Annotated in this window: 3 protein-coding genes; 2 read left to right on the top strand and 1 reads right to left on the bottom strand. The window is 70.4% G+C overall.

The genetic code is table 11. The features are described from left to right. The first annotated feature begins 64 nt into the window (after positions 1-64). Positions 65-1,633 carry a hypothetical protein gene (locus tag RT323_RS16110; RefSeq protein ID WP_313410245.1) on the top strand — a complete coding sequence of 523 codons (1,569 nt, stop codon included), beginning with the start codon at positions 65-67 and terminating at the stop codon, positions 1,631-1,633. Positions 1,634-2,215: 582 nt separating this feature from the next. Beyond that, a complete protein-coding gene (locus RT323_RS16105; protein WP_313410243.1) occupies positions 2,216-3,625 on the top strand; it encodes a cytosine permease in 1,410 nt (469 codons plus the stop codon). 142 nt (positions 3,626-3,767) lie between these two features. Here RT323_RS16105 and RT323_RS16100 read toward each other — a convergent pair. Then, a partial coding sequence (locus RT323_RS16100) for a phytanoyl-CoA dioxygenase family protein (RefSeq protein WP_313410241.1) occupies positions 3,768-4,443 on the bottom strand: 676 nt, incomplete at its 5' end.

Below are 4,443 nucleotides of genomic sequence, written 5' to 3'. Positions count from 1 at the left end.
TGTCCGACTTCGCCGACGGCGACCTCGAAGCCGCCTACCTCGCCGTGACGACCGGCGGTGCGCGATGACCGTCTCGCTGCCGGCGGCGGTGCTCGCCGAACGGGTGCGGGCCCGGCACAGTGCGTCATCGCGGTTCGCCGCGCTGGGCCTGCTGCTGTGCGTGTTGCAGGGGCTGGGGTGGTGGTTCGTCGCGACGTCGGCCATGCCGGACTGGGGAGGGCTGCTGGGTTGGCAGACGCTCTACGCCACCGGCCTGTTCGCGCCCGTCGTGACTCTGCTCGCCACGACGACGGTCGCGCGGGAGGCCGCGGCGCGCGAGGGTGGGACGTGGGCGCGCCCGTTGTCGCCGCACACGGCGTTCCTCGCGCGGATGCTGGTCCTCGCGTGGCAGTCGTTGCTGCTCCACGCCGCGGTCACCCTGCCGTTGCTCGGATTCGGGATGCTCGGCGGGTTGACCGCGCCGCCGATCGCCCGGTTCGTCGCGCTGTGGATCGTGTTCTGGGCCGGCTCGTTGCTGCCGCTGTCGCTCACGGTCGTCGCCGCGCCCCGCCTCGGGATGATCGCGACGATCGGTCTCGCGCTCGTCTGGCAGATCGCCGGCACGGTGTTCGCGGAGTCATCCGCGTGGTGGGCGCAGCCGTGGACCTGGGCCGTGCGAGCGGCGCTGCCCGTCCTCGGCATCCACCAGAACGGCGTGCGCCTCGAGCAGGACTCGCCCGTGCGGGGATGGAGCCCGCTGTTGCCAGAGCTGATGGCGGTGCTGCTCGCGGTCGTCGTCGTCGCCGTGGCCGCCGCGCGGGCCGGGGTCGTCACCGACCCCACGATCATCGGCCTGGCACGGCTGCGCCGGCGCGCGGCACCCGCCGACGACTCCTTGCCCTTCCACGACGCGGCGTCAGCTCACGACCCGGCGTCCAGCCACGACCCGGCGCTCCCCGCCGAGCGACGTGACCTCGCGACCGGCCCGTCCCGGGGTGAGGTCCGACGAGGGCGGCCCGGCTTCGTGCACGCCCAGTGGATCCTGTTGCGTACCGACGCGATCCCTGCTTCGGTCGTCGCCTCGCTCACGGCGGTGGCGCTCGTCGGACTGGTGTGGAACACGACGTACGTCACCGGGTTTGCGACGTGGTTCCTCGTCCCGCTCGGCGCGTGCGTCCTCGGCTGCCTGGCGTGGTCGGCGAACGAGGGCGGGTGGCGGATCACGGTCCTCCGGGGCCGTCCCGCGCAGCACGCCGCCGCCCTGCTCACGCTCTGCGCGGGTCTGCTCGCGGTCGTCGTCGCATGGACGATGCTCGTCGCCGCGCTGAGCCGCGGTTCGCACGGCATCTCGTTCGCCTACCCCACCTTGTCGTTCGCGGTCGGCGCCATGGTGCTGACCGTCGGTCTGTGGCTCACCACCCGGTTCGGCCCCGACGCGTCGGTCGCCACGACGCTCGTCATCCTCGTCTTCAGCCTCGTGTTCGGTGGGACGTGGATGGCCGATGGACCGCTGTGGCTCGTCGGCGTCCTCGGTTGGCCGCTCACCGCGACCACACCCGACCGACTGTTCGTGGCGCTCGGCCTCGCCGCGCTCGTGAGCTCCGCGGCGACGGCCGCGTGGCTCCTGGCCCTGCGCCGCGCCGCCACCTGCTGACCCCACCCGATCAGCGACCGCCCGCCGACACCGCAGGACTTTCTCTGCGGTGTCGGCGCCGTGGGTGGTGGCGCACGCAGTGAGGATGGTGACGGCATGACGATCTGGCACCTCGCCGAGCATCACGACTGGTATGCGGCCCGACAGCAGGGTGAGCATCACGCCTCGACGCGGGGAGCGACGATCGTCGGGGCGGCCGTGATCCCGCAGGGCGGGGACGAGTGGAGGGACCTGCTCGACGTCGCGGGGCGGACGACCGGCAAGCGCGTCCGGCGCGGTGTCCTTTGCGGTTCCGGCCCGCCGCTCTCGCGCCGACAAGGTTGCGAGTTCTTGCCTGAGGCCTGGGTGTCGAGAGGGTGCCCCCCGGTGGGGTCGTGCTTGAATCCAGCCTTCGGTCAGCGAGTACCGCTGTCACCCACCTCGACCGGAAGGCCGCTCATGTCGTCAACGCCTCCGTCCTCGCCACCGCCCCCGTCCTCGACGTCGGCGACGCCCCCGGCCTCACCGTCTGTCACGACACGGCGCCGGTCCCTCCACCAGACGGCCCCTGCGCAGGCCCCGTCGTCGTCACAGGGCACGCCCGTGTCGCGTCGCGGGGTCGAGCGTCGCAGCATCGACGTCGTGCCGGCCGCCGAGCGCACGGGCACCCCTACCAGCCAGTTCACCCTCTGGTTCGGCGCGAACATGCAGATCACGGCCGTCGTCGACGGTGCCCTGGCCGTGGTGTTCGGTGCCGACGCGTTGTGGGCGATCATCGGTCTGCTGCTCGGCAACATCGCGGGCGGGATCGTGATGGCGCTGCACTCCGCGCAGGGGCCGCGGCTGGGTCTGCCGCAGATGATCAGCAGCCGCGCCCAGTTCGGCGTCTACGGTGCGGCCCTGCCGTTGGTCCTCGTCGTCCTCATGTATCTGGGGTTCGCCTCGACGGGGACGGTGCTGTCGGGGCAAGCGATCAACCACATGCTGAGGACGGACATCCCGGCCGTCGGCATTCTCGTGTTCGGCGTGCTCACGGTCGTCGTGGCCACGTTCGGATACCACTACATCCACATGCTCGGCCGGATCGCGACGGTGACCGGGATCCTCGGCTTCGGGTACCTGTTCGTCCAGCTCCTCTCCCAGCACTCCCTGTCGGACCTGCTCGGCCAGAGGCCGTTCGACCTCGCGACGTTCCTGCTCGCCATGTCGGTCTCGGCGGGATGGCAGCTCGTCTACGGCCCCTACGTCGCCGACTACTCCCGCTACCTGCCAGCGAACACCCCCGAGTCCCACACGTTCGCGGGGACGTTCCTCGGCAGCGTCATCGGCAGTCAGATCGCGATGACGCTCGGCGCGCTCATCGCCGCGTACTCGGGAAAGGCGTTCGTGGCCAACCAGGTCGGGGCGCTCGGTGACCTCGCCGGACCGGCTGTGATGGCGTTCGTCATCTACCTCGTCATCGTCGTCGGCAAGCTCGCCGTCAACTGCCTCAACGCGTATGGCGGGTTCATGACGATCCTCACGACGATCTCAGGCTTCACCGGCCGCGATCGCATCAGCCGCAGCACGCGGGCGCTGCTCATCGGGGCGTTCGTGCTCGTGTCGCTCCTGGTGGCACTCCTGGCGAGCAAGGATTTCATCGACAATTTCAAGAACTTCATCCTCGTCCTGCTCATGGTGTTCACGCCGTGGAGCGCCATCAACCTCGTCGACTACTACCTCGTCAGCAAGGAGAGGGTCGACATCCCGGCCCTCTACGACCCACGCGGTCGTTACGGCGCGTGGAACACCGGCGCGCTGGTCACGTACGTCATCGGGATCGTCGTGCAGATTCCGTTCCTCGCCCAGAAGCTCTACACCGGGCCGTTCACCGAGATGCTCGGTGGCGTGGACATCAGCTGGATCGTGGGACTGGTCGTCACCGCGGGGATCTACTACCCCCTGGCTCAGCGGCAACGGCTCGCTCCTGACCGGATGATCTACCCGCCCGGGAGGACGGCCGACGACCACTGACCGAGCCCCCGCAGACGACACCACAGCGGCACCGCAGACCGGAGACATGTCGGCCTGCGGTGCCGCTGCCTATATGGGGCCGGTGCCTGTGTCTGATCCGTGGCTGTCGGTGTCGCCACGTCGGCGCCGGTGTCCGCCGCCGTCAGGCAGCGCGCTCCCACAACACGGGGAACAGCGGGTGGTCGAGCGGGGCGCCGTCGGGCAGCTCGTCCTCGAGGCCGGGGAAGGGAGGGGAGGTCGTCCAGGCGCGGGGGGCGTGGCGCATCTCCTCACCGAGGAACCGCAACGACAGGACGCGGCGACGGTTCGTGCCCGACACCCCGCCCGCAGCGTGGAGTGTGGCCATGTTGAAGAACACCGCGTCGCCGGGCTCGAGTTCCCACCCGAGGACGCGGAACTCCTCCGGATGCGCGTCGATGTCGGGCAGCTCGGCGAGGCTTCCCTCGGGGAACCACTTCGCCTGGTCGTCGAGGAAGGTCCGCGGCATGAACCACGGCCCGAGGTGGGAGCCGGCGACGAACTCCAGGGTCGACTCCCGCGCCACCGGGTCGACGGGGAACCACATCGAGACGTTCTGCGCGCCGGCGACGTTGTAGTAGGGCTGGTCCTGGTGCCACGGGGTGCGTTGGCGGGTTCCGGGCTCCTTGACGAGAACGTGGTCGTGGTAGAGCCGCACCTGCCGGGCGCCCATGAGCTCGCCCGCGACCCGCGCGACGCCGGACTCCCTGGCGAAGCGTTCGATCGCCGGGATGCGCTGCCAGGAGTGGGCTGACCCCGTTTTGTAGGTCCGGTGGTTCTGGGAGTCGTCCTGTCGCCCG

The sequence above is a fragment of the Aeromicrobium sp. genome (assembly GCF_032084975.1).
Taxonomy (GTDB): Bacteria; Actinomycetota; Actinomycetes; order Propionibacteriales; family Nocardioidaceae; genus Aeromicrobium.
Note: the sequence above shows the minus strand (reverse complement) of the source record. Positions and strands in the feature narration are given on the sequence as shown.